Origin of the sequence: Companilactobacillus sp. RD055328, assembly GCF_022835675.1 — a bacterium.
GTDB lineage: Bacteria > Bacillota > Bacilli > Lactobacillales > Lactobacillaceae > BQUT01.
In genome coordinates, this window is the sequence record NZ_BQUT01000005.1 from 671919 (window position 1) to 698095 (window position 26177).

General features: G+C 31.6%; 21 protein-coding genes, 2 tRNA genes and 1 pseudogene. All 24 read right to left on the minus strand.

Annotated features, from left to right (window positions below):
• Window positions 1-65 precede the first annotated feature (65 nt).
• The 24 genes and pseudogenes from nadE to RD055328_RS05690 all read right to left on the minus strand — a co-directional run bounded on the left by nadE (window position 66) and on the right by RD055328_RS05690 (window position 26035).
• On the minus strand, window positions 66-887 hold the full coding sequence (gene nadE / locus RD055328_RS05575; protein WP_244087809.1) for an ammonia-dependent NAD(+) synthetase: 822 nt from the start codon (window positions 885-887) through the stop codon (window positions 66-68).
• Window positions 888-889: 2 nt separating this feature from the next.
• Entirely contained in the window at window positions 890-2380 is a 1491-nt protein-coding gene (locus tag RD055328_RS05580; RefSeq protein ID WP_244087810.1) for a nicotinate phosphoribosyltransferase, read from the minus strand.
• A gap of 66 nt (window positions 2381-2446) precedes the next feature.
• Entirely contained in the window at window positions 2447-3235 is a 789-nt protein-coding gene (locus RD055328_RS05585) for a glycosyltransferase family 2 protein (RefSeq protein ID WP_244087811.1), read from the minus strand.
• 11 nt (window positions 3236-3246) lie between these two features.
• Window positions 3247-4086 (minus strand): dTDP-4-dehydrorhamnose reductase, encoded by an 840-nt coding sequence (rfbD, locus tag RD055328_RS05590; protein ID WP_244087812.1) that lies wholly within the window; start codon window positions 4084-4086, stop codon window positions 3247-3249.
• Between the two features lie 25 nt (window positions 4087-4111).
• Window positions 4112-4996, minus strand: coding sequence for a glycosyltransferase family A protein (locus RD055328_RS05595; protein ID WP_244087813.1), 885 nt, complete (start codon window positions 4994-4996; stop codon window positions 4112-4114).
• Window positions 4997-5014: 18 nt separating this feature from the next.
• Entirely contained in the window at window positions 5015-5905 is an 891-nt protein-coding gene (locus RD055328_RS05600) for a glycosyltransferase family 2 protein (protein WP_244087814.1), read from the minus strand.
• Window positions 5906-5919: 14 nt separating this feature from the next.
• Window positions 5920-7344 carry an oligosaccharide flippase family protein gene (locus tag RD055328_RS05605; RefSeq protein ID WP_244087815.1) on the minus strand — a complete coding sequence of 475 codons (1425 nt, stop codon included), beginning with the start codon at window positions 7342-7344 and terminating at the stop codon, window positions 5920-5922.
• Window positions 7345-7413: 69 nt separating this feature from the next.
• Entirely contained in the window at window positions 7414-8448 is a 1035-nt protein-coding gene (rfbB, locus tag RD055328_RS05610) for a dTDP-glucose 4,6-dehydratase (RefSeq protein ID WP_244087816.1), read from the minus strand.
• Window positions 8449-8458: 10 nt separating this feature from the next.
• Complete coding sequence (gene rfbC, locus RD055328_RS05615) at window positions 8459-9031, minus strand: dTDP-4-dehydrorhamnose 3,5-epimerase (protein WP_244088151.1); 573 nt, start codon at window positions 9029-9031, stop codon at window positions 8459-8461.
• Between the two features lie 19 nt (window positions 9032-9050).
• Window positions 9051-9920, minus strand: coding sequence for a glucose-1-phosphate thymidylyltransferase RfbA (gene rfbA / locus RD055328_RS05620; RefSeq protein WP_244087817.1), 870 nt, complete (start codon window positions 9918-9920; stop codon window positions 9051-9053).
• An 84-nt stretch (window positions 9921-10004) separates the two neighbouring features.
• On the minus strand, window positions 10005-10721 hold the full coding sequence (locus RD055328_RS05625; RefSeq protein ID WP_244087818.1) for a glycosyltransferase family 2 protein: 717 nt from the start codon (window positions 10719-10721) through the stop codon (window positions 10005-10007).
• Window positions 10722-10727: 6 nt separating this feature from the next.
• Complete coding sequence (locus RD055328_RS05630) at window positions 10728-11546, minus strand: glycosyl transferase family 2 (RefSeq protein ID WP_244087819.1); 819 nt, start codon at window positions 11544-11546, stop codon at window positions 10728-10730.
• A gap of 8 nt (window positions 11547-11554) precedes the next feature.
• A complete protein-coding gene (locus RD055328_RS05635) occupies window positions 11555-12652 on the minus strand; it encodes a hypothetical protein (RefSeq protein WP_244087820.1) in 1098 nt (365 codons plus the stop codon).
• The gene (locus tag RD055328_RS05640; RefSeq protein WP_244087821.1) at window positions 12649-13914 is read right to left on the minus strand and encodes an O-antigen ligase family protein; all 1266 of its coding nucleotides are present in this window, start codon (window positions 13912-13914) and stop codon (window positions 12649-12651) included. Before RD055328_RS05640 ends, RD055328_RS05635 begins: the two co-directional genes overlap by 4 nt.
• A 125-nt stretch (window positions 13915-14039) precedes the next feature.
• A complete protein-coding gene (locus RD055328_RS05645) occupies window positions 14040-16658 on the minus strand; it encodes a glycoside hydrolase family 73 protein (protein ID WP_244087822.1) in 2619 nt (872 codons plus the stop codon).
• A 120-nt stretch (window positions 16659-16778) separates the two neighbouring features.
• Complete coding sequence (locus RD055328_RS05650) at window positions 16779-19403, minus strand: N-acetylmuramoyl-L-alanine amidase family protein (protein ID WP_244087823.1); 2625 nt, start codon at window positions 19401-19403, stop codon at window positions 16779-16781.
• Window positions 19404-19479: 76 nt separating this feature from the next.
• Window positions 19480-20187: a GntR family transcriptional regulator gene (locus RD055328_RS05655; RefSeq protein ID WP_244087824.1), complete on the minus strand. Its 708-nt coding sequence runs from the start codon at window positions 20185-20187 to the stop codon at window positions 19480-19482.
• A gap of 116 nt (window positions 20188-20303) precedes the next feature.
• A tRNA-Gln gene (locus RD055328_RS05660) sits at window positions 20304-20375 on the minus strand.
• A 7-nt stretch (window positions 20376-20382) separates the two neighbouring features.
• A tRNA-Tyr gene (locus RD055328_RS05665) sits at window positions 20383-20465 on the minus strand.
• A gap of 85 nt (window positions 20466-20550) precedes the next feature.
• Window positions 20551-21429 carry a serine hydrolase gene (locus RD055328_RS05670; protein ID WP_244087825.1) on the minus strand — a complete coding sequence of 293 codons (879 nt, stop codon included), beginning with the start codon at window positions 21427-21429 and terminating at the stop codon, window positions 20551-20553.
• 198 nt (window positions 21430-21627) lie between these two features.
• A complete protein-coding gene (locus RD055328_RS05675; RefSeq protein ID WP_244087826.1) occupies window positions 21628-22254 on the minus strand; it encodes a hypothetical protein in 627 nt (208 codons plus the stop codon).
• A gap of 75 nt (window positions 22255-22329) precedes the next feature.
• Window positions 22330-23766 carry an LPXTG cell wall anchor domain-containing protein gene (locus RD055328_RS05680; RefSeq protein WP_244087827.1) on the minus strand — a complete coding sequence of 479 codons (1437 nt, stop codon included), beginning with the start codon at window positions 23764-23766 and terminating at the stop codon, window positions 22330-22332.
• Window positions 23767-23964: 198 nt separating this feature from the next.
• A pseudogene (locus RD055328_RS05685) lies at window positions 23965-24524 on the minus strand (tyrosine-type recombinase/integrase).
• 56 nt (window positions 24525-24580) lie between these two features.
• A complete protein-coding gene (locus RD055328_RS05690; RefSeq protein WP_244087828.1) occupies window positions 24581-26035 on the minus strand; it encodes a peptide MFS transporter in 1455 nt (484 codons plus the stop codon).
• Window positions 26036-26177: the final 142 nt, after the last annotated feature.

The window sequence follows — 26177 nt, forward strand, 5'->3', positions numbered from 1 at the left end:
AGATTCATTCTTGTTGACGAGTTTGTAGCAACTAAGGCCTGTTACTCCCTTACAAAATAATTATATCATATATTATCAAACACTGTATAAGGAAGACTTCTTTTATGCTCTGTTTTTTTGAACCAATTCTCAATTACTTCAGCAGACTTATCTGATATTGTTCTACCTTCTAAATAATCATCAATTTCATCATAAGTTACACCTAGAGCAACTTCATCAGGAAGAGAAGGTCGATTCTCTTCTAAGTCAGCAGTTGGTGTCTTTTCATATAAGTGAGTTGGTGCATCTAACTGACGTAACATTTGACGTCCTTGTCGTTTGTTCAATCTAAATAGCGGTGTGATATCAGCAGCTCCATCACCATATTTAGTATAGAAACCAGTAATATTTTCAGCTGAATGATCAGTGCCAACTACAATTCCTTGATTATCACCAGCAATACCGAATTGGACAGTCATTCTTATTCGAGCTTTAATATTACCTTTATTAAAATCAGTGATTTTTTGATCATTAACTTCAATTGCCTGTACCAATTCATCAACAGAATTTTGAATATTAACTTTTAAAATCTTATCGGCTTTCATCCAGTTAATTGCTTCCATAGCATCTGTCTCGTCAGCTTGCTTCCCATATGGAAGACGCACCGCAATAAAACAATACTCATCATTTCCTGTTTCTTCACGAAGTTCATCAATCGCCATTTGAGAGAGCTTCCCTGCTAATGTTGAATCTTGGCCACCTGAAATACCGAGTACTAATGTTTTTAGAAACGGACGGTTCTTTAAATATTTTTTTATGAAGTCTATTGAACGTCTAATTTCTGCTTGTGGATCGATTTCAGGCAAGGTGTGTTCAAATTCAATAATCTGCTTTTGTAACTCACGCATAATTAATCTCCGTAATGTAAATTCTCAACATATTTGCGTACTTGTTCAATATAGTTCATCTTGTGATCATATAATTCTTGAGATAAATCTACCGGATATATTTGAGGGTTAAGGTTTCTCTTATATTCTTCCCATAACGAATCTAAATTTTGATCAGCATTTTTTTTGATATCTTGAGCGCTTGGTAAATCATAAACTAATTCACCTTTGACAAAGATATCCTTTAATAATGGTGTTGCCGTAAAATTCTTCACAGTTTTGTTTATATATGTGTACTTAGGATGGAACATGTAAAGCTCATCAATTTTTGTTGGATCATCATCTGCTAGTGTCACATAGTCACCTTCAGACTTACCATTTTTGTCATCATTAGTTATACGCCAAACTTGTTTCTTGCCAGGTGTAGTAACTTTTTCAGCATTGCTAGAAAGTTTAATGGTGTCTTCCATTTGACCATTGTCATTTTCAATTGAAACCAACTTATAAACAGCTCCTAAAGCTGGTTGATCGTATGCCGTAATTACCTTAGTACCAATGCCCCAGACATCAATTTTTGCACCTTGCATTTTTAAGTTTTGGATTGTTTTTTCATCTAAATCATTTGATGCATAGATTTTTGCTTCAGTGAAACCAGCCTCATCTAATTGTTTGCGCACTCGTTTTGAAATATAAGCCATATCTCCAGAATCAATTCTTACACCTAAGAAATTGATTTTATCGCCCATTTCTTTAGCGACACGAATAGCTGATGGCACACCACTTTTAAGCGTGTCATAAGTATCAACTAAGAAAACAACATTCTTATGTGTTTGTGCATAAGCAGTAAATGCATCGTAGTCATTCTTGTATGTTTGAACTAAAGAGTGTGCATGAGTTCCACTAATTGGAATTCCAAACAAACGTCCTGCGCGTACATTAGCTGTCGCATCAAAACCACCAATATAAGCCGCACGAGCTCCCCACAATGCCGCATCAAATTCTTGTGCTCTACGAGTTCCGAATTCAAGTATAGGATCATCACCACAGACATTGCGCACACGAGCTGCTTTTGTTGCTATTAATGTTTGAAAATTAATAATATTCAAAATCGCGGTTTCGACCAATTGAGCTTCAGCTAAACTACTCTCAATTTGAAGAATTGGCTCTTCATTAAATACCAAATCACCTTCATAAGCTGATCTAAGAGTTCCATTGAATTTAAAGTTTTTAAGCCAATTTAAAAAACCATCGTCGAATTCTCCATATTCACGAAGATACTCAATATCTTCATTTGTGAATTCAACATTTTTTAAATAATCAACAATATGCTCAAGACCTGCAAAAACAGCATAGCCATTTTCAAATGGGATTGTTCTAAAAAATGCTTCGAAAACAGCCCTTTTATTATGAATACCTTTTTTCCAGTAAGTATACATCATATTGATTTGATAATAGTCAGTATGTAGTGCGTAAAAATCGTTACCAAAAGCCTGTCTTGTCTGATCAGCTTTCATTGTTATCTTTTCCCCTTTAGTTATGTCAATATAAAAATTATATCACAACAAAAAAGGGTTGGCGTCTTAGAAAAAGCGCCAGCCCCATTTGTTAAAATATTGTCCCATTGATTTCATAAATATTTTAAATCCACGAAAACTTCTATGTGACTCTTTACCATAAAAATGCGTTACTACAGCATCGGGAATATACATGATAGTATTTCCATTATGATTTATTTTGTCACACAAATCATTGTCTTCAAAATACATGAAGAATCGTTCATCAAAGCCTTTAATTTGTTTGATAACATCTGTTCTAGTGAACATGAAAGCACCAGATCCATATTTAATTATCTGACGGCTATCATCTAAGTCACGGCATTCATATGCAGCAAGTCGTTTACTAAACATCTTTTTTACAAATCCAAAAGGTATGAATCTTAACATATAATCAAAAATATCTAACTTCTTACGAATTAAATATTGAACTTCACCATTAGGTCCAACAATTTTTGGCGTAAGCATAGCCACATTTTCATCTGACTCACCAAGATAGTTATACATTTTTTCAAAAGCATTTCGCGAAATAATAATATCTGGATTGCAAATTAAAAAGTAATCAGTATCAACATCAGCCAAAGTTTGATTATGTCCATGACCAAATCCTAGATTTTCTGTAGATTCAACTACTTGAATGGCTTCAGACTTGTATTCATTAAGACGTTGTAAGTATTTTTCATCTGATCCGTTATCATGCACTATAATTTTCACTGGAAAATTATCTATAACATCAGAAATAAAACTATCTAAAGTCTTAAAAATATATTTACTATTAAAAGTGACGATACTTACTGTTACTGTAGGCTGTGTCATATATCCACCTTTTAAATATTTTTAACAAATTCGTGTAAAGCTTCTTGCCATGTAGGAATCTCAAAACCAGTTGCTTCAGCTTTACTTAAATCCATAACTGAATGCTTAGGACGATAAGCTTTTTGTGGGTATTCATCTGAAGTTACTGGAGAAACGGTTGTTTTAGTGTCTTTTAGAATTTCAGAAGCAAATTCATACCAAGAACATTGTCCTTCATTAGATAGATTATACAATCCATATTCAATATCATTTTGAATAGCATATAAAATGAATTCAGCAAGAGTTTTTGTCCAAGTTGGGCGTCCTACTTGATCATCCACTACAGTTAATTTGTCATGAGTCTTTGAAAGATTTAGCATTGTGTAAACAAAATTCTTACCATACTCACCAAATACCCATGAAGTTCTCATAATATAGTATTTGCTCATAATACTTGCAACTGCTTCTTCACCAGCAGCCTTAGCAATACCATATTCGTTTTTAGGATTAGTAATTGCATCTTCTTTATACATATCCAGATTAGTTCCATCAAAAACATAATCTGTACTTACATAAACTAAAGTTGCACCAATTTTTTCTGCCGCTTCAGCAATGTTTTTTGTTCCATCAACATTAACTTTATGATTAATCGTCTTGCCCGGTTCTTCTTCTGCAGCGTCAACAGCTGTATATGCTGCACAATGAAGTACTAATTCAGGTTTATTCAAAGAAAAATAACTGTCTACTGATGAAGCATCAGTGATATCTAATTCTTTAGCATCAGTTCCTGTATATTCCATATTATTTTGGTCCAATAAATATCTTAACTCTGTTCCAAGTTGCCCATTTGCACCAGTAATTAGTATCTTCATTATTTATCTCCTATTTACTTTTATTTTAATAAAATGATTTTTCTAAAATATTGTTAAATTTATACTTAATTTTTTTTCTTATCGGAGGAATAATCATCAATAGTTTTGAAATTAATCTTTGTAACCTAAATTGATTATATATCACTATAGCATCTTTGGGGGAGATATCATTTCTTTGCTCTAGCAAGTCAACCATTATTACTTTCTTAAAATCGCTCTTAATAGTTGCAATTGACCATTTCGGATATTTTCTCTTAATGATACTTCTAACTAAAACTTCATAATATATCATTTTAGGAATATCACTCATTGTGTTTTCACCAGTAACATATACTTGACATCCAATTTCAGAACTTATTTGCCAAGTTGAGTTTTCCTCAAATAAATCCACCCAAAACAACCAATCTTCGTCATAATCTAATTGTTCGTCAAATCGAATCTTAGTTTTTCTAAATACAAAAGTGTTTATTGGAAATATATTATGAGTTAATAATTCGTTCGAATATGTTAATTTAGGAACTACTACCTTTTGACTATTATTCTTGACGTATGCAACTGCCATTCCGTAAGCTTGCATTGTTGGATAAGATTTCAAAGCTATCACTGAATATTCAATCTTATTTTTTTCTAAAGTATCATCTGCATCTAAAAATTGTATGTATTTTCCATTTGCTTGATCCATTCCAGCATTTCGTGCTAAGCTACGGCCTTTTTTATTGAGCGATATTAATTTAATTCGAGAATCCTTTTTAGCCATTTCTTTTACAAGCTCATTAGTATTATCAGTCGATAAGTTATCCACTACAATTATCTCAATATTTTTAAAAGTTTGATTCTGACACGAGTCAATTGCTCTAGCAATAGTTTTTTCACTATTGTAAACAGGTATTATTATTGATACATCTGTCATTATCTTACCTCCAAAATTTTATTTTTTTAAATATTCATACTGGTTATGCCCGGTTATTCCATCTATGTAGTATTTAAAGAACCTACTACCATTCTTTTTTGTTAAAAGCGATTTAAAACAGAAGGCAACGAAATACAAATTAAAAATAACATTATTAACAATTGTGCCATTATTTTTTATAAAAATAACTAAGTTGCGATACATAAAATACTCTGATAATCCAGATATTTTATTGATTGTATGTGAGCCTTTGTGCCACACAGTTGAATTACCAACACTAACAATTCGAAACCCATTTTTTTTAGCCTTTTGACACCATTCGTTTTCTTCATAGAAAAGAAAATAGTCTTCAGGAATAAGTCCTATCTTTGCGATTACACTTTTTTTAACTACCATACATGCGCCGCCAACATAGTCACAATTAATCACCTTATCAGAAAGAATCTCGGAATTTTTACCTTTATATAATTCCGTTGCGCGTCCAAAATTCATATTAACAATAGACCCAGCAGATTGAATAACATCTGGCTGATCAAAGTCACATATTTTGGGGCCTGCAATTCCGACTTCGTTGTTATTTTCCATAATAGCAATTAACTCATCTAAAAAAGTAGTAGCAACTTTTACATCATTGTTTAAAATGCAAAAATAATCACTATTATTTTCCATACCAAAACGAATGCCTATATTATTTCCAAAAGCATATCCGCCATTAATTGTTGATTTCAAAACCACTTCATTATCGATTACATTGGATTCAATTTTTGATAACGAATTATCTGTGGAATTATTATCAACTATGATTATTTGGTAATTATCATATGTAATCTTACGTAACTCTACCAGACAATTAATTGTATCTTCTGCATTATTATAATTTAACAAAATGATGCTAACTTTAGGACTCATACTAAATTTCCTATCTAATGTCTAATGACAATCTTTTTTGCTCGCTGAATCATTTCTAATAATATTGGAGCTTTAAACAATACTAATATTCCAAAATAAACTATAAATCCTATTCCTATTTCAATTATAAGATGTACTATCGAAAACGATATCTTATTACTTAAAGTAAATACTATTACAAACATGATTGCTCCAGCAATCAAATATCGATGTACTCCGTTAAATAATTTTATCACTGAAAAATCTTTATTTACATAATAGAGTTGAATTGCAGTTACAACTAGTTCAGCAATTATAGTAGAAATCGCCGCTCCAATAGGTCCTAAATAAATTATTAGTGGTATGTTTAAAATAAGATTAAAAATCCCACCCGCAACAACTGAATATGTGTATTCTCTAGTATGATTAGTAGGCAATAGATACTGATTCCCGGTTATGCTAGCCCAAGCAATTATTGGAATTACTAATGATTCAACAAATAATATACCACCTACAGCTGAAAATTCCTTTCCAAAAAATAAAACAGAGAATTCTTGTGATACTGCAGCAATCCCAAACATTAAAGGTAATGCTATAAAGGAAATATAGTCAAAACTTTTTGTAAGCAACCGATTAATCTGTTCTCGATCTCCTTTAATAAAACTATTTGCAACGCGGGGCATAACAACAGTTGCTAGCGCTGTTAGCAAAGCTATTAATAATTTAATAATTTTATCTGAACTGTCAAAAAAACCTGCACTCTCAACTGAACCAAAAATTTTCAACATCGGTTTATTCAGCAATGCATAAACGTTTATAGCAGCTTGGGGAATAAACAATGCTATTGACGGAGATAAATGTCTTAAGGGATTTAATTCTTTAAAAGGAACCATCATAACTTGTTTACGTAAATACGGCCACAATGTAATATTCCCAATTATTACTGATAAGGAATTAATTAGAATATAAATTAATAAATCATTTTTTGTTTTGACAAATGTAAAAATACAAACCAATGAAATTGTTTTTACCAATATATTTCGTGTCACTGTCACTTTGAAATTTTCCATCCCCATAAAAAACCAAGAGATGTCAAACATGACAGCTAGAACTGAGATACCCTGAGCTAAATAATACAATTGATATTCTTTAGAGAATGATACAAATATCAAAAAAGCAATTGTGGCAACTGTTACAGATAATATGAGTAAATACTCTATTTCCCAAAAGGCCTTGCTGACTTTTTTCTTATCACCACGTTTATAAGCTATTTCTCGATTTCCATAAAGATTAATACCAAGAGTTCCTAACAATATAAAATATTGAGTTATTGAGTATGTAAAAGTATTAATTCCCACGCCTGTAGGACCTACAGTTCTTGAAATGTATGGAATTGTTACAAGTGGTATTAATAATACAAACACTTGATAAATCATATTGTATAGATAATTGAAGATCAAAAGTGATTCCTCACATTCCTAATATAAATACATAAAAGCAATGCAATTAATTGCATTGCTTTATCTTTTTTATTGCCCGTTTTGCTTGTAGTTATTCTCAACGGCTTCTTTTTCACTCTTCCACCAGTCTTCATGAGCAGTATACCAAGCTATTGTATCTTTCATGCCATCTTCAAAATTAGTGAATTCTGGCTTCCAACCCAATTCTTCACGTAATTTAGTTGAATCAATGGCATAACGTAAATCGTGTCCAGGTCGATCTTTAACAACATCATATGCATCACTTGGTTGACCCATTTGTTCTAAGATTAACTCTAAAACATCTTTATTATTCTTTTCACCATCAGCACCTATTAAATAAGTTTCGCCAATCTTACCTTTGTTAAGGATGGTCCAAACAGCGCTTGAATGGTCATTAGTGTGAATCCAGTCACGAACATTCTTACCAGAACCATAAAGTTTTGGTCGAATACCACTGAGAATATTAGTGATTTGACGAGGAATGAATTTTTCAATGTGTTGGTAAGGTCCATAGTTATTTGAACAATTAGAAATCGTTGCTTCTAGTCCAAATGATCTAACCCACGCTCTAACTAGTAGGTCAGAACTTGCTTTTGAAGATGAGTATGGACTACTTGGATTGTAGCGAGTTTCTGGAGTGAATTTCTCACCAGCTCCTTCACCATGTCCTGGTAGATCTTCTCTTAATGGGAGGTCTCCATACACTTCGTCTGTTGAAACATGGTGGAAACGCACTTCATATTTACGGCATGCTTCAATCAAAGTGTAAGTTCCAATAATATTTGTTTGAATAAATGGGAATGGATTTTTTAAAGAATTGTCGTTATGGCTTTCAGCAGCATAATGAACAACCGCATCAGCTTGGCTAACTAGTTTATCAACTAATTGTGCGTCTGCAATATCACCAACCACAAGCTCTACTTGGCCTTCTGGCAATCCTGCAAGATTTTCTCTATTTCCAGCATAAGTTAATTTATCTAATACTGTAATATGAACTTCTGGATGATTGTTAGCTACGTAGTGAACAAAGTTAGATCCAATGAATCCTGCTCCACCAGTAACAATAATATTTTTATAAGCCATATTTTCTCTCCTATATTTCCCCATAAACAAATGGGTTGTCTTTTTCAAACTCTGTAAGTGTTGGTTGTTTAGCATCTTTTTCAGATGTAATAGCCTTATCAAGATCAATTGGCCAATTAATGTCTAATTCAGGTGTCTTAAATGAAATTCCACCGTCTGCTTCACCATCATAATAATTATCACACTTATAAAGGAAATTAACATTATCAGTCAAAGTAACAAATCCATGTGCAAATCCCTTAGGAACAAGCAATTGGCGGTGATTACTTTCAGAGAGGATATAACCTTCCCATTGTTTATATGTTGGTGAACCTTTACGTACATCAACAATCACGTCAAGAACAGCACCTGTAACTACACGGATTAGTTTTGTTTGAGCAGCTTTTCCACGTTGAAAATGTAATCCACGTAAAACTCCAGCTTGTGTTGATAGAGAGTGATTATCTTGGACAAAATCGAAGTCAATTCCAGCAGCTTTAAAATCTTCATCTGAATACGATTCTGTAAAGAATCCGCGATGATCACCAAATACAGCTGGTTCAACAATTTTTACATCTTGTAATTTTGTAGTTGTAACTTTCAATTTTCCCACGTTAATTCACCTAGTCCTTTTCAACTAATCTTAATAAATATTGTCCGTAATCGTTCTTCTTTAGTGGTTGTGCTAATCGTATTACATCGTCTTTAGTGATGTAATTCATGCGATATGCAATTTCTTCTAGACATGCCACTTTTAAGTTTTGATTCTTTTGAATGGTTGCAATGAAGCTACTTGCTTCTTGTAATGAATCATGTGTACCAGTATCAAGCCATGCAAAACCACGACGCATGATTTCAACATCAAGTTCACCTTTATCTAGATAAGCTTGGTTCAAATCAGAGATTTCTAATTCACCTCGAGGTGAAGGCTTGATACTTTTAGCAATATCCACAACTTGATTGTCATAGAAATAAAGACCTGTTACCGCATAATTGCTAGTTGGATGTTCTGGCTTTTCAACAATTGTTTTAGCACGCATGTTTTCATCAAAATCAACTACACCAAAACGTTCGGGATCATTAACATGATACCCAAATACTGTAGCACCTTTGGGTTTAGTAGCAGCTCTTTGTAACATTTCTGAAAGGCCACTTCCATAAAAGATATTATCTCCAAGAACCAAGCAGACAGAATCATCTCCAATGAATTCTTCACCAATAATAAAGGCTTCAGCTAGTCCGTTAGGTTCATCTTGTACTTCATATGAAAGATTAAGACCTAGATCGCTACCGTCACCAAATAATTGTTCAAAACGTGAAATATCTGTAGGAGTTGAAATAATCAATATATCTTGAATTCCTGCCAACATCAAAACTGACATTGGATAATAAATCATCGGTTTGTCATAGATGGGAATCAATTGTTTTGAAATTGCCTTAGTAATTGGATATAGTCTTGTACCTGAACCACCTGCTAAAATAATACCTTTCATAATTAAACAACTCCTAAATCTGTATTTTATGTAATTAAGTATAAGTTACCCCAAAATTATAGACAAGCCCATCTAAAGCTATCTTTAATTTTTTCTTCTGTATTGTAGTAATTCTTTCACTAAATTAATTCTATCCTTAAACATTATAAACTTACTACGCTTTTTCATTCCAGTAACATTACCTCCATGTCTAACATATTTCATAAGAGGCTCGCTAATAGTAGTAATCTTTAATTTTTCAATTTTTGCCACATCGAATATCCATTGATCATGCATCGGAATAGAATCGGGAAATGGTATAACTAATTTTGCCAATTTTAATGATATAGCCATCATAGCACCAGTATATCCATTACTAATAATATTCCCTATCAAGCTTTGATCTAACTTATTCTTATTATAGTGATTCCAAGAGTTATCAATTATCTTTAAATCACCATCCACAACAATCCCATCATGGATAACCAAATCAGCATTTTTATTAAACTCATTCATAACTTGTGTGATTTTATTTTCTAACCAAATATCATCTTGATCGGAAAAAAACAAATATTCACCGTTGGCTTTTTTTATAGCTTTTTCAAAGCTTTTAATTGGTCCAATATTTGTTTCATTGACAATTACAGAAATACTAATACTACTTTTATTTTTAATAGACTCAAGAATTTCTACAGTTTCATCAATTGATTTATCATCAACTATAATAACTTCATCATTTTCGTCTAATTGATTTAAAATTGATTCTAGTTGTCGCGTAATAGTTTTTGATCCATTATATGTAGCAATACAAACTGAAATCATTAAAACTTATCTCCGTCTCACTTCAAAATATTTTTTTAAAGTTTTTTTCCAAAACTTTCTATTTTTAACTAATAAGAACTGTTTACCAGCTCTCATGAAAAGTGTATTAATAAATTTAGATAATTGATCTGTATTGTAATTTGTATAATAAAGAACTTCTGAATTCAAAATACTCTCATATCTAGTTATGCTCATGGAATTAATATCTTGAACTGATAATTCATGATTAATTTTTTCAGAAGATATTATGTATTGAGACTCTTTTTCCCTATTTAAGCGCCAAAATATCCAATGATCTAAGAAATCTAATTTAAATTCTTCATTAAATCCACCAATACTAGATAGTATTCTCACTGATAGTGCACTTCCAGAATTAATAGCCATTATTGGTAATGATACATCTCCCACATTTGGGACCCTTTTATGTCTTAATGAAATGTATTTATCCGCCATTAATGGAGAAATGATATTTTCATTACTAATAATTCGTGGCAAGATAGCTTTAACATCTTTACTAGCAGTTGAAATTACTTCTTCTAAGAATGACTCTGTTAATACAGTATCATGATCAAGTAACAGTAACCATTCCGAATCATTTTTCTGTGCATATTTTAATGCCATATTGTAAGGCAATGATAAACCTTCATTACTAATAGATTGTATATTTACAATATTATTACCTTCAAGCACAGGTGCAACTTTTTCATTATCATATATAAATAAATTGATTTTTTCTTCATTGGAATACCGCATTAATATTTCATAACTCGGCGTTCTACGAAAATCTTTCTTATACGTCACAATAATTACAGTTACTTTTTTCATTAAAAACCTCATTTAAAGTAAACAACAAATAGGTTGGCATTCTTAATTTGTTTTATCTCATCGTATATTTCAGCGATTTGTTTTTTTGTGGTTTGCCCTTCATGTACATTTAAAACATGAATAATACCATTTTTAATATTAATCTCAATAGAGTTATCTACGAAACTAATCCCTGAAATTTTATCTTTACCAAAAGTATACAATTCATCTAAAGAATAATTTTTAATTTTTTCTTCATCTAAACTGGTTTCTGCATCACTAAACTTATTAACATCAACACTAATATTCATTTTATTTATTACTTCTAATACTTCTGGAATATAATCTGGTTCTTTTTCAAAATAAGATATTGCAACATCTAAATTTTCAATGTTTTCCATTACAATCGAACTTCTAAGAATTTTCATAAATGAATTTTTAAGTTGATTTTTGTCTCTAACGAGGTAAACATTACTGTCAGAGAAAGTATTGACAATAAGCTTATGATCATAAATTCTAGGATCATAGTAAGCTTTAATAAAAGCACTTATAATACTTAAAATAAATGCTATAAAAATGGCAAAAACATACAACATTTTATTGCTTTGTACAGTGTTTTCAACTACTTTTGATCCGTAGTCAATAATTTTTGCTTCACCGCCCTGTAAAACATCTAAACTATCATTTGCCACTAATTCAGCTATATATTTACTGATTTTAGATGCATTTTTTTCAGTAGTTGAAGTCGCAGTTATTTCAATAACTGCTGTCCCATTAGGGTTATTTATACTGTAATTCAAAAATTGATCTGAATTGATATGAATATCTTGTTTCATATTTTTAGATATATATTTATTGAATTTTTCCGATCCCAAAATTTCTTTTTCTGTATTTACATACACTTGTAAAGCAGGACCATCCACTGAATCTCCGTTACTATCAGGCATTATTATCACTTTTGATGTCACATCAAAAGTAGACATTCCAACTTTTTTTTGATTATGGAGATAAGTTAATCCTCCTAAAATAAATACTAAAGCAACGAATGTTGTAACAAATACCCACCAAGCCTTACTAAGACCTTTAAATAAACTTTTTATTGTATGAGAATGTATTGATAAATTCATTGACTCTCCTCCAGATTTTTATACGGTATTTTTTTTACAATAAACTCCATGATATAAATTAGTACAAATAAATAAAAAATTCTCTGTGGATCAACCAGGGAAAGTGTAGCTATCGTCATCAATAAATATAAAATAATAACTAACATAATATCTCGATTTTTGCTTATAATAAGTGCGGTTATTACTTTATATGCGAACCATAATAAACCAATAATTCCAAGGATTCCAAAAACCACAACAATTCCCATTGCTCCTACATCTTCAACAAAATACTTGCCATTACTCATGTAGACATAACTGTTATTGGGTCCGTGAAGTAGCTGATCATATTTTTTTGCATCTGGAAACCCAATGCCAAACCAATTATTATAGAAAATTTTACCAAAATAATATTTAATTTCATTTAATCGGATATCAAAACTAAGTTTTCTCTCACCGGATGTAAATAGATTAATAATAACAGGAACAACTATCGTACTTAAAACTAATGAGACTGACAATATACCATACATTAATGCTGGAAATCTCTTCTTTAAAAGTGTTAAAAAAAAGAAAACAATAATAACAAAATCTAATATCATATACATTCTAGTACCGGAAACAAAAACTATGTATAGAAAGTCTATTATAATACACAAAAAATTTATTAGCTGATGTTTATTTTTAAAATATATCTGTTTTATTACAGTTAATAGTAAAGCAAAAGAAATAAAGTCAGCCGGTCCCGCTATTCTAATAAGATGTAACATTGGCCCAAAACTATCAAAAATTGGGTTCAAACCATATATTCCAAAATCTAAAAATATAATATTTCTTTTTTCTAAAATAGCTTGAATTATTAAAATCACTGAATATATAGCACCAATAAAACTAAATGAACTCAAAATAAACTTAAAGTCTTTATTGCTATCAAAAAATAACACCAAAAGGAAATATAAAACTATCATTATATATATATAACTGTTCTTAATTGTAGTTAGAATACTTTGGTCATAGTAGAGAACTGATCCCCACATTGTAATTATATATATTACAATCCAACCAAAAATCATTATTAAAAAATGATATTTCCTTATTTGATTAGCCTTATTAAAATTAAAAATAAGATTAAATAATAATAAGCAGGTTATAAGAAAAATAGTTAATGTTTTATAGACATAAGAATTTATTAAAAAAAGAGATGAAGTAGTAGTCATCATCGAAAAAAATGATACTTGTAATATAACTATAAATAAAATAGCTATTCTATTAAATTTTGCCAATACTTACTCCTTTCTTTATTCACTTCAATTAATAATACTAAAAAAGGACGCTAAATTGAAATTTATCTTAAATAAATCATAAAAAAAAGAAATATCATAACATAATGATATTTCTTTTTTATTAGCTATATAGTGGTAGATTGATCAAACACAACATCAGCATTATCACCATTACCAGTAACACCCGATGAATAACGTATAAGATACTTATAATTGTGACCTTTCATATCTTTTGTAATTGGAATATTCAGGCTAAATCCACTATTTTTAGAATTATAAATAAATGGATAAGCATCTTCAACATCCTTACGCTCTATACGATTAATTTTAAATCTTTTGTATTCTCTTCCCGTTGCAGTATCTAACATAATAATATAACTATATGGTTTATTCTTACTTCTATTATCCGCTTGCCAGCCTTGAATATGAATGTTTTTATTTGTAACTGTTAAACTATCTAAGCTCGAAGCTTTTGTTGCTAAATCTGGAGTTGTAAGTGTCTTGCCATAAATATAATCAGTAGAGTTACCATTACCATTCACATCATCAGTATAACGTGACATTAAGACATATTTTTTCCCATACATGTTCTTATCAAGTTTTAAATTTGTCTCGAATCCAGATTTATCTGCATTAATAATGTTAGGGTAGGCATTAGCCACATCATCTCGGTTTTTTCGTTCTATCTTATATCGCTTAACTTCAGTTTTAGTTTCAGCATCCAAAAGGAATAGATAACTATATGGTTTTTTATAGCTCTCACTTGAAGCATGCCAACCGTATACATAGATATCTTTCCCAGTAACAGTTGAAGTAAATAAATCACCGTAGTTTCCTTGTTCCCAATCAGGCACATTAGCAATATTATCAAAGATAACATCAGTCGTATTCCAATCTCCGTTAGGATCTGAAGTATATCTTAGAAGAAATTTGTATGAATGTCCTCGCATAGAATTATCTACCGGTACATCTAAACTAAAACCACCATTCCCAGAATTGTATATTCCTGGGTAAGCTTTTTGAACATCAGGTCGTTTTGTTCTATTAATTTTAAATCGCTTAACTTCTTTTCCAGTTTTTTGATCAAGCATAATAGCAAAACTATATTTTTTACCTTGACTGTTATTATCTATTTGCCAACCATCTAGATGTATTTTTTTGTTTGTAACAGTAAAGTTGTCCATGCTAGATGCCTTTGTTTCGGCTTGCGGCGTACTGATTATGTTGTCAAATGTATAGTCGATATTACCTACATTTCCATTTGGATCTGATGAATAGCGAGACATTATAATATATTTCTTGCCATACATGCTTTTGTCCATTTCAAAGCTTGTTTCAAAGCCTGAATTTATGGACCCATCTATACCGTAAAACGCTTTTTGGACATCACTTCTTTGAGTACGATTTATTTTAATACGTTTTACTTCTTGATGAGTATTAGCATCTAATAGGAATAAGTAACTATATGGCTTTTTAGATGCACTATTTGAAACATGCCACCCTCTAGCCTTAATCTCCGTTTGTGAAGTCGAATTTGAATCTAAACTTCCGTTAGTAGGCACAGAAAATGTTGATTTTGAATATGTATAGTCTGACGTATCATTATCCCCTTTAGGATCTGATGAATAACGAGAAATAACTGAATAATTCTTACCATACATGTCATCAGTCAATTTAAAAGTTGCTTCAAATCCAGAATATTCAGAATTTGGAATATCGGGATATGCATTATATACGTCTTTTCTTTGAGTACGATTAATCTTAACCCTTTGGACTTCTCGTCCTGTACTATTATCTATTAAAATAATAAAACTATATGGTTTATTGGTGCTTGCTTGTGCCGTGTGCCAACCACTAAATTTAATCGTATCTCCTGTAAATATTGAACTATCCAGCGATCCATTAGAAGCGTTAATTGCCACATCATCATACTTAGTCAACCCATAAGTTTCAATAATGCTGTTCAATATTTCTGGATAATTCGGTGCTGTAGCATAACCATCTTGATGTAGTAATTTAGTTACAGTCTTATAATCTGTAACACCTAATAAATTACTATATCTTGGATTAGACACCAAGAAATTACCGTGATCATCAATACTTTCATTATTACTTGGATATTTTCTAAATTCCGCATTAATAGTGATCCATTCACCATTAATATATTCTTGAGTAGGCATAACAACATATTGTCCATTATATCTTCCCTTAATACCAAATAAGTTATGCGCTTTTACAGCTAACCCTGATTGTCCCCAAGCACTCTCAACAATTGCTTGCGCAATTGTTACTGATGGAAGAACTTTATACTTTTTCCAACCCTCTACTGCACCTGATGATACACTATTAATAAAAGCACTCGTATTAGCTCTTGGAATGATTGATGCTGTTCTAGCCATTAATGTTTGAATTTTTGCATCATAAAATCCTGGCCCCATACTACTATCCGTGGAAACTTTTTGATCACTATCTGCTTTTTCATCTGTTTTTGTGTCATCTATATTGGAAATCTCATCACCTGAAATATCCCCAGTTGTTTCGTTTACATTTGTATCTTTATTATTTCCTTGGTTTGTTACATCATCGGTTTTTTCAACTATATTTTCGTCCGCATTTGTATTGTTATCTTTTTTATCTGCCATTACAGTATTGGCTTTCGTTGCCAATAATACTGACTGTGTATTAAGTAATGATGCACTCAATATTCCAGTAAGCATCAAACTGTTCTTTAATTTATTTTTCATTTACTTTGACTCCCCTTGAGATAATTCCAAATTGAATACTATCATATTCGTTTCTTTCAATAATTGATTTAATCTATTCTTAACAAAAATAAAAAGAACTCTAAATATTTAGAGTTCTTTTTATATATTAGCCACATTATCAAAAACAACATCAGCGTTATCACCATTTCCAGTAACATCTGTAGAATATCTTACGAGTAGTTTAAAAGAATGTCCTCTCATTTCATCTGTAATAGGAATATCTAAATTAAAACCACTATTTAACGAATTATATAATTCAGGATAAGCAGCTTGCACATCAGGTCTTTGTACACGACTTATTTTAAATCTGCTATACTCTCTACCTGTTGCAGTATCAAGCAATATGACATAACTATAAGGCTTATTTATACTATTATTATCAGCCTGCCATCCATCCAAATGAATGTTATTTTTAGTAATTTCAAGATGATCTAAACTAGCCTCATTTGTTTTAGGAGCTTTAATTGTTAGTTGCTTAGAAGATATATAATCTATATTATCTCCATTACCATCTGGAGTTGAGGAATATCTTGACATAACAACGACATTTTTCCCATACATCGTATTATCAATTTTAAAATCATTTTCAAACCCTGATTGTTCAGAATTTATTATGTTTGGGTAGGCACTACCCACGTCAATTCTTTGAGTCCTATTTATTTTAACTCGCTTAATTTCTGAATATGTATTTGCATCAAGTAAAAATAAATAGCTATAAGGATGACTCTTACTATCACTACTTGCGTGCCATCCTCTAGCATGAATCGCATTATTATTTATATACAATTCATTTAAATCACCATAATTACCTGTCTCCCAATTAGGAATATTTACTGCACTGCCAAATGTCACATCCGCATTATCTCCGTTCCCACTAATATCCGACGAATAGCGAACCAAGAATTTATAAGTGTGGCCTCTCATTTCATCAATAATAGGAATATCTAATTTAAATCCACTGTTTAATGAATTATAAATTTCAGGATAAGCAGCCTGCACATCAGGCCTTTGTTCGCGATTAATCTTAAATCGCTTATATTCTCTACCGGATGCAGTATCAAGCAATATAACATAGCTATATGGCTTATTTAAAGACTTATTATCAGCTTGCCAACCATCGATGTGAATATTTGTCTTTGTAGATATTAAATGATCTAGACTCGAAGCCTTAGTTGGAGTTTCAGGAGTTTCTATTACTTTGTCAAATATGTAATCAACAACATCTGTATTCCCATTTGGATCTGAAGAATATCTCGACATCAATACATATTTTTTATCATACATATTCTCTTCTAGTTTAAAGCTATTATCAAAGCCAGAATTCAAAGAATTAAAAACATCTTTATATCCATTATAAACATCATTTCGTTGCGTTCGACTTATTTTGGATCTCTTCACTTCTGCGTGCGTTTTAGCATCGAGTAAAAATAGATAGCTATACGGTTTATTTCTAGAATCATTACTTATATGCCACCCTCCAACACTAAGTGAGTTTTTATTGGACTTAATTTCATCCAAACTTCCAATGTTTTTTTGAGTTGGCATAGTTAAAATATTTCTATATGTATAATCAATGTTGTTTATATTCCCATTAGGGTCTGACGAATATCTCGACATCAAGATATATTTTTTGCCATACATATCTTTTGTTATTTCAAAATCATTATCAAAACCTGATTGCCCAGAATTACTAATATTAGGAAATGCAGATTGAACATCATCTCTTTGAGTACGACTTATTTTTATTCTCTTAACTTCAGTATGTGTTTTGGCATCTAATAGAAATAAAAAACTATATGGTCGTCCTTCAGACTCTTGAGAAGCATGCCATCCATTAACATGAAGATTACCATTAATAATATCACCTTTATTAAGATCACCTCTATTTGCCGGCATTTCATTATAATAATGCTTAACTAATTCAAGAAACTGAGACATATCATATCCATACTTAGCAAAGTATGCGTCAGGATCTGTATGATCAGTTCCACCTAAATATTGAGTTACGTTATGATGTGACCATATTGTTCCTTTACCACCATTAGCTTGTGCCAATGAAGGAGTTAAATCATATTTCTTTAGCAAATACGCTGTGTACCAAGCTGAGTAGTTAGTCGTTTTAACAAAGTCATTATAATTTCTTGCTGTTACCATTTCAAATTGCGTGAAATAATTATTTCCCACTGGTCCGCATCCCCATGCCCCATAATCGGTATCATGGATATTTAGAATTGATCCGGCATCAATAAAAGTATGAACAAATGCAGATTTCCACCCTCCATTAATTTGGTAATCAGCTTCACTACGTGCTGAGTAATTATTAGGATTGGCTGTGTAATGAACAACGACTCCTGTAGGTCGATTGTCATCAGTTCCATAATTAAACATTTCGAATTGATGCAAGTCGTATGTAATATTCGGTGGTGTATAATCATGAGTCAGTATATAGTTATTTACATCCGGATATTTTTTAGAATCAGCCTTTTGAGACCTTTTCTTATCACTCTTTTTGATTGGCATACCTATATCATCGGTATTAGTACCTTTATCTTCTTTGGGTGTAGCATTTTTAATTTCTTTTTCACTTAATCCTGATTTCATTTCAGATGGTGTTAACGTATTTTTATTTAAGATGGAATTCGCAGTAACATCTTTAGCACCTAAAATCAGTAAAATTATTGTACTAAGAACAATTCCAAATTTCCCAATATTTTTTTTAATCATTATTTCCCCCAAGTAAAACATTCGACATACAATATTTATATTCTATTAAATAAAATGATCAATTACTATCCTATTATTAATTTTTTCTCTCTAAATAAAATTCAAATCTATCACTTACATATTGTGTTCTTACATATTCTATCGGCTGATCATTATCTAAAAACGTCAACTGACGTAGACGCAATATTGCAGAATTACGTTTAATATCTAATAAGCCCGCAATTCGTTCAGAGGCTAAAGTTGCTGAAACAGTTTGATTAGCACTTCCCAATGTCATATCAGCTTTATGTTCTAGTGCGTCATAAAATGAAGTAGTAATATCTTCTTTACTCAAATTTTCCACTAAAGAAGCCGGAATAGATGTTGTTTCAAAACAAATAGGTTGCATATCTGCGTAACGAATACGTTCCATTCGAATTATTTGTTCACCACTTCTTAATTGTAAATTTTCTATTTCACTAAGAGTTGGATCAGTAAGATGATAACTAATGGTTTTACTAGATGGACTACGTCCTTGTTGTTTCATGATTTCGGTAAAACTTGTTGTTCCCGTCATCTTCTCTTGAACTTTACTATTAGCCACGAAAGTTCCAGAGCCAACTTTTCTCTGTAATATACCTTCATCAACTAATGTTTGAATTGCTTGGCGTAATGTCATTCGACTTACATGGAAATTCAAAGAAAGTGTACGTTCAGACGGTATGCGCTCACCAACTTTCCACTTTCCCGATTCAATGTCTTTTTTTATTTGATTGTGTATTTGTATATATACCGGTATATCCATTTAATTCTTCCCCGTCGTTAATTTATCAACAATATATTCTATAGACCAATTATAACATTAATTAATAGTCTCATTTTTTGAACAAAAAAAATAGGACCTAAGTCCTAAGCAATGTATTGGGCTAGCTGGATTCGAACCAGCGCATGACAGGATCAAAACCTGTTGCCTTACCGCTTGGCCATAGCCCAATGTTAATGGAGGGAAGAGGATTCGAACCTCCGAACCCGAAGGAGTGGATTTACAGTCCACCGCGTTTAGCCAGACTTCGCTATCCCTCCAGAACATTAAATATATTACCGAAAATCATCAGTGATTGCAACAGTTTCTAACGAAATAAATAAAAAAATCGGCAAAAGCCGATTTTTACTTCAATATATTATGTATTTTTTTACCAAAATGTTCTACTAAAGCAATCCCAGACTCTTCTGTATCATTATTATTAGTCATAATAGCCACATTATAATCATTCCCATCAGACGCTTCTATATGTCCAATACTATTAATAATCCATGTCTGTCTATTTTTCGAACCTTGATTAGGGTCATATGAAGAGTCAACATTAAGCCAGCCATTTTTCACATATACATTATTCGATTCACTTCCTTTAGAAATCCCCCAATTTTGTTCATCTTCAACATTATTCATTAAATTCTGAAGATATTCTTGTGACTGTGAATTTAAATAAGAATTATCTTTATTGAAAACAGCATCTAGCACTTTAATTTGATCGTTAGCTGGAATCGTAGTTAGTCCCCAATAAGTCGAATTAATAACCGAATTAGTCATATCTAATGAATTAAAGACGGATTTTAAGGCCGACTTTGAACCAAGTCCTTCAGTTAACAACCAAGTGGCTGCATTATTATCTGATTGTTCCATCATCAAGGCCATATTATTCTTGGCAGTGTCAGATAATTCATTCGGACTACCATATGTATGTAGTATTTGAACTGCAATACTTACTTTAACCACACTTGCCGTTGGATAAACTGCAGTTTCATTATTTGTTACTGTAATAGTTTTACCTTTGTATTTTACCGAAATATTAATATTAGTTGATTTGTACTTCTTCACTTCACTATTGAGAACTTTGTTAAGTTTTTCTAATTTATTCGCATCCACATCACTTTTAGCAAAAATATTACTACCTTGATTAGTTTTCCCATGAGAAAGCTTAATCGTTCCTAATAAAAACACCACTAATATAGATAATAAAATTAAAAATCTCGTTTTCTTCTTCATACTGAATCATCCTCATGATATAAATTCAGCATAGTTAGATCATAAATAATTAACATTTTATAAACTATGCTTACATTAATAGTAAGCATAGTAATTCAAACTTAAATTTAACTTAAATAAAAAAGACCATCCATGATGGTCTTTTTTATTAATTTACACCTTGCATTAACGGTTTAATTTTTGGAGTTAATACTTTTCTTATTTAGATACCACTTTAGAAGCTATGTTAATAATTATATTATAAATCATACAAATTATTGAAATTCCTGTCATTACAAGCGTCCACATTATAATTTCATCCATCGTAGAATTTTGAATGAAATATAAAGTCATACACTCAACTAACAATATTGGAATTAATGCAAAAATTGCCAAATGTAAGTACCCAGATATCTTCCCACCATTATTACGGTACCATGAAGTTGGTGCAAATAATCGTGTCCATTTTTGATTATTCAGCATTTGTATAACCAAATCTTTTTTAATGAAAATTATTTTTTCACAAATCCATCCAAGTATAACTTCAACTGCCAAAAAAATGGCAATAAAGAATCCAATCACCCATAATACGATATTAACCATTGTATTATTTGTTTTGGCTCCCTTAGGTGAAAATAAATTTAATAATACAACTCCAATTCCTATAGAAGGAATCATCTTAACAAAAGCACTGATCGTTTCATCTCTATATCCGACTTTTATATATTCAGTCCCTCTTTGTTCAAGAATATTATTTTGACTGTCTATAAAAAGCCCATTTTCATAATTATTTATACTCCCTATAGGTTGAAAATTACGTACTGATTTAATCGTTCTATATGCCATATTAAATTCTCCTCAAAAAAATCATTCCCATAACTTTCATTACAGAAATGATTATTTTTTATGATAGTTTCTTAGTTAAATATTTTTACGTTTATTAATACTTCCTAACATTCCTAGAACACTTAGCAATAACCCCATAATTGAAATTGCAATAGAGTTTTTAGTATCACCCGTTTGAGGAAGTGTTTCTTTACTATTATTTTCTTTTTTATCAACATCATTAGTTTGGTTACTACTTGAGCCTGGATTACTATTTTCATTTGAGCCATTGTCTGAATTTCCATTTGAATTTGACCCGTTATTATCACCAGGTGTATTCGTATTTCCACCGTCTTCTGGTTTTTCAACCAGAGCAGCAATTGCATCATTCAATGCTTTTGTTGCAGCGTCAACTTGAGCTTGTGTTGCATTCTTGTCATTGTATACAGATTGAGCTTTTGATAGTGCGTCATTTAAAGCATTAACTGAGTCATCTGTATATTTATCACTATTATTTAGTGAGTCATTGGCATTGTTAATAGCTGACTCTAAATTATCTTTATTAACATCAACTGGAGTATCAGGTTTTTCAACTAAAGCAGCAATTGCGTCACTTAATGCTTTTGTTGCAGCGTCAACTTGAGCTTGCGTTGCATTCTTGTCATTGTTAACAGATTGAGCTGCGGCCATAGCAGCTTTTAAATTAGCAATAGAGTCATCTGTATATTCAGAAGATTTGTCAATGTAGCTTTGTCCGTCAGAAATAGCTTTAACTAAAGCTGTTTTATCTACTTGATTTGGTGTTACTTTAACTAGAGCAGCAATTGCATTATTGATAGCAGTTGTAGCAGCATCAACATCTGATTGTGTAGCTCCGTCATTTGCGTTAATTGAACGACCGTTTGAAATAGCACTCTTTAAATTAGCGATTGAGTCAGCAGTATATTCAGACTCTTTGTCAATGTAACTTTGTCCGTCAGAAATAGCTTTAACTAAAGCTGTTTTATCTACTTGACCTGCAGGTGTAAGTGTTTCATATTTACCAGTATCTGTAACATATGATGTATTAACCCATACGCTGTCACCAGATGGATCAATATCAAATGATTTTGATGAACCGGCAGTTACATACTGTTCAGGAACTTGTCCAAAACCGAATGATTGAATTGACCCAGGATATGCAGCTAGTGATAGTGACATCCAGTAATTTCCAGTTCCACCATTCAAACTTTGAGCTTGACGTGCTACCTGTGTACCAGCTTTGTAGATATAGCCAGTTGAGTCTTGTAAGTCTATCTTCAAAGTACCGTATTGAGCGTAGCCTGTAACGGTTTCTGCTACTACTTTATCAATGTTTTGTTCAACTGGTTTTGCTACTGTTGTGTTTTGTGCTTGCTCGTTTGTAACAGAGTCAGCCAAAACCGGAGAAACTGTACTTAAAACTGTTGTTGAAATTAAACCCGTGGCTAAAATTAATTTACCTTTGTTTGATTTAACACGCTTTTTTGCGTGTCTTGGCGTATATTTTGTCATTTTCTTCCTCCAAAGAATTTTCCCAATATAAAAAGTCACTATTTTATCAAAAATAATGACTTTTTATTCGCATATGATAGGCTTTTTAACTCTTCTGAAGTGAACGAATTATAATTATCATATTGTATATTTAACGAAGTATTGGTAATATAGACACATAAAAGTACACTTTTTTGATAAAATAATGATAAATTTTGACTAAATATCGATAAGACTGAAATTTTTTAGTGAATTTGAGATTTGATCATCTGTTATCCCTATATATCTTTTAGTTATCGATTCATCTGAATGCTGAAACATAATCATCAATGCTCCTATATCCTTAGTCTTTTTATAATAATGATAACCAAATGTTTTTCGCAGTGTGTGCGTCCCAATATCGCTACGTCCCAAGGCATCCGCAGCTTTTTGGAATAATTTATAGATATAATTCACGGACAATTTGTCTCCTCTTTGACTAATAAATAAATAATCGTCCATCTTCAAGTTTGTCATCTCCACATATTGACTAACTTGGTCTCTAACCTGTATCAAATACAAAGACCGTGTTTTTCCGGTCTTTTTCTCTGTTATATAAGAAATGTCCTTATCTAGTACATCTCGTACACGTATTTCTAATATATCGCTCATCCTTAGTCCGGTATTAATTCCGAAAAAAAAATAAACTGATTTCTCACATTATGTTTGGTCATCCCCAAATAATCGTAGAACTCTTTGATTTCTTCAACCGTCCTTAACGGTTGTACATTATAATTCATATACTTTCCTCCAATAAAAAAGCTATCTAAAGTATAACCTTAGATAGCTTTCTTTATTAATTTACACCTTGCATTAATGGTTTAATTTTTGGAGTTAGTAAGGCCAAGATAATAGCAAAGACAATTACCAGACTACCTATAATACCGAAGTATAGGTAAGGGCTCATTTCGTAGAAACGAACGATTTGAGCATTGATAGCTTGTCCAGCAGCATCTGCCAAGAACCATAAACTTAGCATTTGTGAAGCATAAGCTTTTGGTGCTAATTTAGTTGTAACTGACAATCCAACTGGCGAAATTAGTAATTCACCAACCATAACGATTGCCCAACTAAGAACTAACCATAATGGACTGATTTTACCAGATCCTGATAGTGGAATAGCTAACACAAGGAAAGATACCCCTGTAAAGATCAATCCTAACCAGAATTTAGTTGGTGAACTTGGCTGTTTAGTTCCTAGTTTAGTCCACATCCATGCGAAGAATGGTGTATATAATACGATAAAGAATGGGTTAAGCATTTGGAATTGTGGAACTTGAAGTTGCATACCCATAAAATTCAAGTCAGTATGTTCAGCAACAACTAGAGCCAAGATTGATGAACCTTGTTCTTCAATTGACCAGAAAACAACAGCAGCTAAGAATAATAGTATATAAGCACGAACACGTGATTTTTCAACTTTTGTAACCTTAGCGCTCTTCAACATTAAGATGAAGTAAATAATTGGAATAGTAACACCTAGAATACTGATAATTAAAATAATATTTTCAACATTTAGAACTCCAGCAACTGCCATAATTCCTAATAATACAATAAGTGCACCTAATCCTAATAGGACCATTTTAATAACACTTGAACGTTCTTCTTTTGTAATAGGATTTGGAACGTGAAGACTTTCTTCTGTAAGAGTTCTCTTACCATCCCAAGCATAGTAAACTAATCCGAAGAACATTCCAATTGCAGCAAGTGAGAAACCAACATGATAATTGTATTGTGATTGTGCATAACCAACTACAAGTGGTGCTAGTAATGAACCAAAGTTAACACCTAAAACAAAAATACTGAATCCAGCATCACGACGTGTATCCTCTGGAGAATATAGTCCACCAACCATTGAAGATGCAGCTGGTTTTAACATACCTGTACCAACAGTAATGAAGCCGATTGATATAAATAGTGCGGCAGCACCGAATGGTAATGACAGGATAATGTGACCTATCATAATTAAGAAACCACCCCAAAACATTGAACGACGTGTACCAAATACACGATCACTAAGATATCCACCAAGAACACTACTCATCATAACTAGCGCTCCGTAGATTGACATAATTGAAGCAGCAGTTACTTTAGGAAAATTCAATCCACCGTTTGCTACTGTGTCAAACATGTACAACATAAGTATGGCACGCATACCATAGTAACTAAATCTTTCCCAGAATTCTGTAAAGAATAATGTCCTTAGACCTTTGGGTTGACCGAAGAAGCCTTTGTCATTTTTTGATTCCATATTAATACCCCTATCAGTTAAATTAAAACTTTTTTAATAATTGTTTACTATAATAATATGAATCCTTTATCATGTCAAAGATTTTTATATTAAAATTTGCTAATTTATAAAAAATTAAAACTCTATTACTATCGAAAAAATC

Coding starts and splice junctions, on each gene's coding strand:
- RD055328_RS05625 (WP_244087818.1), bottom strand. CDS start 10,721: ATGATTTCAGTTTGTATTGCTACATATAATGGATCAAAAACTATTACG.
- nadE (WP_244087809.1), bottom strand. CDS start 887: ATGCGTGAGTTACAAAAGCAGATTATTGAATTTGAACACACCTTGCCT.
- RD055328_RS05655 (WP_244087824.1), bottom strand. CDS start 20,187: ATGGATATACCGGTATATATACAAATACACAATCAAATAAAAAAAGAC.
- RD055328_RS05635 (WP_244087820.1), bottom strand. CDS start 12,652: ATGAATTTATCAATACATTCTCATACAATAAAAAGTTTATTTAAAGGT.
- RD055328_RS05675 (WP_244087826.1), bottom strand. CDS start 22,254: ATGGCATATAGAACGATTAAATCAGTACGTAATTTTCAACCTATAGGG.
- RD055328_RS05670 (WP_244087825.1), bottom strand. CDS start 21,429: ATGAAGAAGAAAACGAGATTTTTAATTTTATTATCTATATTAGTGGTG.
- RD055328_RS05600 (WP_244087814.1), bottom strand. CDS start 5,905: ATGAGTCCTAAAGTTAGCATCATTTTGTTAAATTATAATAATGCAGAA.
- rfbB (WP_244087816.1), bottom strand. CDS start 8,448: ATGGCTTATAAAAATATTATTGTTACTGGTGGAGCAGGATTCATTGGA.
- RD055328_RS05690 (WP_244087828.1), bottom strand. CDS start 26,035: ATGGAATCAAAAAATGACAAAGGCTTCTTCGGTCAACCCAAAGGTCTA.
- RD055328_RS05585 (WP_244087811.1), bottom strand. CDS start 3,235: ATGACACAGCCTACAGTAACAGTAAGTATCGTCACTTTTAATAGTAAA.
- RD055328_RS05595 (WP_244087813.1), bottom strand. CDS start 4,996: ATGACAGATGTATCAATAATAATACCTGTTTACAATAGTGAAAAAACT.
- RD055328_RS05650 (WP_244087823.1), bottom strand. CDS start 19,403: ATGATTAAAAAAAATATTGGGAAATTTGGAATTGTTCTTAGTACAATA.
- rfbA (WP_244087817.1), bottom strand. CDS start 9,920: ATGAAAGGTATTATTTTAGCAGGTGGTTCAGGTACAAGACTATATCCA.
- RD055328_RS05680 (WP_244087827.1), bottom strand. CDS start 23,766: ATGACAAAATATACGCCAAGACACGCAAAAAAGCGTGTTAAATCAAAC.
- RD055328_RS05630 (WP_244087819.1), bottom strand. CDS start 11,546: ATGAAAAAAGTAACTGTAATTATTGTGACGTATAAGAAAGATTTTCGT.
- rfbD (WP_244087812.1), bottom strand. CDS start 4,086: ATGAAGATACTAATTACTGGTGCAAATGGGCAACTTGGAACAGAGTTA.
- RD055328_RS05645 (WP_244087822.1), bottom strand. CDS start 16,658: ATGAAAAATAAATTAAAGAACAGTTTGATGCTTACTGGAATATTGAGT.
- RD055328_RS05580 (WP_244087810.1), bottom strand. CDS start 2,380: ATGAAAGCTGATCAGACAAGACAGGCTTTTGGTAACGATTTTTACGCA.